The 4,281-nt window shown below is 65.1% G+C and carries 3 protein-coding genes; 2 read left to right on the top strand and 1 reads right to left on the bottom strand.

Translation table 11 applies throughout. The annotated features are described in order from the left end of the window. The first annotated feature begins 325 nt into the window (after nt 1-325). A complete protein-coding gene (locus tag F9K34_RS17360; RefSeq protein WP_291338371.1) occupies nt 326-2,686 on the top strand; it encodes a glycosyltransferase in 2,361 nt (786 codons plus the stop codon). Further along, entirely contained in the window at nt 2,683-3,411 is a 729-nt protein-coding gene (locus F9K34_RS17355) for a CatB-related O-acetyltransferase (RefSeq protein ID WP_291338370.1), read from the top strand. Before F9K34_RS17360 ends, F9K34_RS17355 begins: the two co-directional genes overlap by 4 nt. Nucleotides 3,412-3,423: 12 nt before the next feature. Here the strand turns inward: F9K34_RS17355 and F9K34_RS17350 are convergent, their stop codons facing one another. Continuing rightward, nucleotides 3,424-4,209 carry a Stf0 family sulfotransferase gene (locus F9K34_RS17350; RefSeq protein ID WP_291338369.1) on the bottom strand — a complete coding sequence of 262 codons (786 nt, stop codon included), beginning with the start codon at nt 4,207-4,209 and terminating at the stop codon, nt 3,424-3,426. Nucleotides 4,210-4,281 lie beyond the last annotated feature (72 nt).

The following is a 4,281-nucleotide window of genomic DNA, read 5'->3' as shown; positions in this document are numbered from 1 at the left end:
GTCACGGGCGCCGGCGGGTGACGGTGCCGCCTTGGCGCGGAGTTCCGCCTCCGCGCGCCGTCGTGCCGCATTTTTCGGCGCGGGCGATGGACACCATGGCGGGGCGTTTGTAAAAGCCTTCGCAATCGGCATACGGCTGCGCCATCCCGGGTGCAGCCTCCCGCTTCGACCAACGCTCCGAGAACCTGTAATGTCATCACGGCTGCGGAACCTGTTTCGCCAATACGCTATCCGCCACGCACGCCTGGAGCTCGGCGCGCTCCCCCTTCTCGACGGGGCCGGAAAGGTGTCAGGTCATGTCGATCGGGTACAGCTTGCCGGCGGAATGGTTGATGTCCACGGCTGGTCGAATTGCAGGGCCATCTCGTTGATCTGTGACGGGTTCCGGTCGGAAACCTATCCCAACATCCCGCGCGAGGATGTCGTCGCGAACCATGCCGACATGGCGCCTGGCACGCTCGTGGGCTTCTCCGTCTCCGTGCCCAGCGGCCGGGGCGCATGGATGCTGATCTGCCATGATGGCCCGGAGCGGGTCGTCCACATTCTGCCGAAGCCAGGGCGGATTGCCCTCCGTCTGGCGCAACTCCGCCTCGCGCCGGGCTTCGTCCTGCGGCTGGCGGCCAGCCTCCCGGATTACCTGAAGTGGTCGCTGCTCGGCGACGTCGCCGCAAGGACGTCCTACCGCAAGCGTCTCGGTCTCGACCTGCTGCCCCTGGACGTGGCGCTCGATCCCAGGATCTTCGCCACGCCCGACCCCGAGGACGAGCAGGCGCGTCCCAGCGCGGAAATCACCATTGTCCTGCCCGTCTACAACGCGCTCGAACTCCTGACCGAGGCTCTCGCCCGTATCGTGGCCCATACCGACGTGCCCTGGAGGCTGATCGCGGTCGAGGACTGCTCCACCGATCCGGCGGTCCGGCCCTTCCTGCGCGACTGGCTGGCACGCCAGGACGGCACCGTCGCGGACCGCGTCGAGATCCTTGAAAACGAACGCAACCTCGGCTTCGTCGAAAGCGTCAACCGGGCACTGGACCGGGCCGTCCCTCTCGGCAATCACGTCGTCCTGCTCAACTCCGACGCGCTGGTGCCGCCGGGCTGGGCCTCGCGACTGCTGCGGCCGGTGCTGACCCACGATGCGGTGGCAACCGTGACGCCGATGTCGAACGATGCCGAAATCCTGTCGGTTCCGACGATCTGCCAGCGCACGGTACTGGCTCCGGGCGAGGCGGAGGCGATCAACCGGACGGCCGCCACCTTCCATCCAGACGCCTGCCTCGTCGAGATGCCGACGGGCGTGGGCTTCTGCATGCTGCTGAACATCGACTTCCTCCGCCGGGTTCCGGCGCTCGATACCGCCTTCGGTCGCGGCTATGGCGAGGAGGTCGACTGGTGCCAGAAGGTCCGCGCCCTGGGTGGCCGGAACATCGGACATGGCGGCCTTTTCGTCGAGCACCGCGGCGGCACCTCCTTTGGAAGTGTCGAGAAGCTGAAGCTCGTGCAGGCGCACAATGCGATCATCAGCGCGCGCTATCCCGGTTATGATGCCGAGGTCCAGAATTTCATCCGCCACGATCCGCTCAGGACCCCCCGTCTGGCGCTGGCGATTGCCTGGGCAGGCGTCCGGGCGCGGGGACCTGTTCCCGTCTTCCTCGCGCACAGCCTTGGAGGCGGTGCCGAGGATTACCTGAAGCACCGCCTGCAGCGCGACATCGAAGCCACCGGCGCCGCCGTCGTCCTGCGCGTGGGTGGCGCCCTGCGCTGGCGCGTCGAATGCCACTCGGCCCATGGCGTCGTCGCCGGCGCTGTCGCCGATTTCACCCTGGTGCAATGGCTCCTCGACCCCTTGCCGTCCCGTCGCGTGATCTACTCCTGTGGCGTGGGTGACACCGACCCCGTGACGTTGCCGGGCCACCTTCTCGAACTCGTGCGTGACGGAGACGGACCGGAAGTGCTCGTCCACGACTATTTCATGGTCAGCCCATCCTATAACCTTTTGAACGGGGAGGGCGTCTTTGCCGGGGTGCCGTCGCCCGGCGGAAGTGACCGCGCGCACCGCGTCGTCAGGCCCGAGGGCAAGACCGTGACCCTCGCCTCCTGGCGCGCGGAATGGGGGCGGCTGATGTCGGCCGCGACGCGGGTGACGGTATTTTCGCATGACAGCCGAAAGCACCTTCTGGCCGCCTACCCGGAGTGCGCGGACCGGATCGACATCGTACCGCACAGGCTTCCCAACCGGATCCACAAGGTTGCGCTGACGGCGGCCAGCCCGCCGGTGATCGGTGTTCTGGGCAACATCGGACCAGCCAAGGGCGCAGCGGTCGTGGAACGCCTGAGCCGCGCGCTCGAAACCTCGCCGGTCGCGCGGCTGGTGCTCGTCGGCAACATCGCGCCGGGCTTCACCCTCGCGCCGGCGACAATCGTGCACGGCACCTATGCGCCGGACGAGATTGCCAATCTGGCCGAGCGCTACCGCATCTCCGCCTGGTTCATCCCCTCGATCTGGCCCGAGACATTCTCCTTCACGACGCACGAGGCGTTGGCAACGGGTCTGCCGGTCGCCTGCTTCGACCTCGGTGCCCAGGCCGAAGCGGTGAGCAAATCTGCAACCGGACGCCTGATCCCTCTCGACCATGCGTCCGGGGCCGTGGAACGGATTGTCGCGGATATTCTGGGGGTGCCGGCTTGAGCAACATCACGATCCCGATCCGGTCCCTCGCCGAGTCCGGCGTCGAGGTGCTGCGGCGCGATGCGACCGGGTCCGTCAGCCTTCCCCGCAACAGTCGGATCGAGGCGCCGTCGAGCCTCAAGTGGACGACCTACGAACACTCGTTGAGCCTCGGGGCCTTTTCCTATCAGGTGTCGGGATATTGCTTCGCCGCACGGATCGGCCGCTACTGTTCGTTCGGCGAACAGGTGCAGATCGGGCGCCAGAACCATCCGCTGACCTGGGCATCGACAAGCCCCGCCTTCTACCTCTTCGAAGGGCTTTTCGGTGTCGGCACCGGCTTCAACGGTGCCGAGGAGTTCGGTCGCTACCGGTTCGCGCATTCCGAGCCGCCGACGCGGGTGAAGATCACGACGATCGGCAACGATGTCTGGATTGGTCACGGCGCCTTCCTCTGCCCGGGCGTGACCGTTGGCGACGGCGCGATCATCGCCGCCCATGCCGTTGTGACCAAGGACGTGCCGCCCTATTCGGTGGTGGCCGGCAACCCCGCGGTCATCAAGCGATACCGCATTCCACCCATGCTCATCTCGCCCATGCTGCGCTGCAAGTGGTGGCGCTTCGCGCCATGGCAGCTTGCGCACCTCGACCCGGCGCGCCCCCATCAATTCGTGTCCGGGGTTCTGGAGATGGAGGGCCAGCCGGAGTTCCACCCAAGTGTGATCACCCTTGAGAGCTTCATCTAGCTTTCTGGTGCGTCAGGCGCCGTCGAAGACCTTAACCGCGTAGGCCCTATAAGCAGCGCGAAGGTCATCGTTCAGTTCCGACGCCTGCCTGCGAATCGAGGGCTGCACGGGCTTCCAGGTCGATAGATCGTGGCCGGAAAAACGTCCGATCCGTGTTATAACAGCCTTGGGGTCGTTCACCAGCTCCTCGTATAGTAGCCGTAACCGTGGTGTGTTAAATAGATGCGCAAGCTCCTCGATTGCTTGGTTCCCGAAGTGGATTGAGTCGATCAATTCGGAGATGCCCGGCCCGTGAAACGTCACATTTGTCGACACCGTGGCCTCCTGGGCGCTTGTCCATTGCCGCGTCGCTGCGGCAATATGAAACGAGATCGCTTGTCCGAGCGTGTCGTTGCGCAGGATGTGTATGACGCGCACGCCGCGGTACATCCGGTGGATCCCGAACCGGAACAACATCGCCGCTTGGTCCCAAGAGGCCTTATAGCCGAAGATTCGCCCTGGTGAACCGAACGTTTCACCCAACAGCCGCAGATAGTCGGGAAAGCTGGTGGCGCCGAGTTGGACCGCAAGCCGGGCAACCGTATCGTGGTTCAAGTGTTCGTGAAACCCTGCGAAGGGCGGCGCTGTACGCAGGTATTCCGCCAAGAGGTTCGACCCGGACCGGTTTACAAAGGCAAGCAAATAGAGTGGATGATTGAACATGGGGTTCCTACCGCGCCAGAGAGCCCGCTCACCGAACTGCTCAAGGATGCGCGTTTCGTGGATGCCGGGCCGCGCCAGCCTGTCAAGGGTCGTCATGCCGAGCTCCGCTCTCGATTCGTCGACCCCATGTATGGCGGCTCACGGGACAGAGGTCACGTCATGTGACTT

This window comes from Albidovulum sp., assembly GCF_008933605.1.
In the GTDB taxonomy this organism is placed as follows: domain Bacteria; phylum Pseudomonadota; class Alphaproteobacteria; order Rhodobacterales; family Rhodobacteraceae; genus Albidovulum.
Note: the sequence above shows the minus strand (reverse complement) of the source record. Positions and strands in the feature narration are given on the sequence as shown.

Bases quoted from the DNA above. Each gene is read 5' to 3' on its own strand.
- F9K34_RS17360 (WP_291338371.1), top strand. From the start codon at position 326: ATGGTTGATGTCCACGGCTGGTCGAATTGCAGGGCCATCTCGTTGATC.
- F9K34_RS17350 (WP_291338369.1), bottom strand. From the start codon at position 4,209: ATGACGACCCTTGACAGGCTGGCGCGGCCCGGCATCCACGAAACGCGC.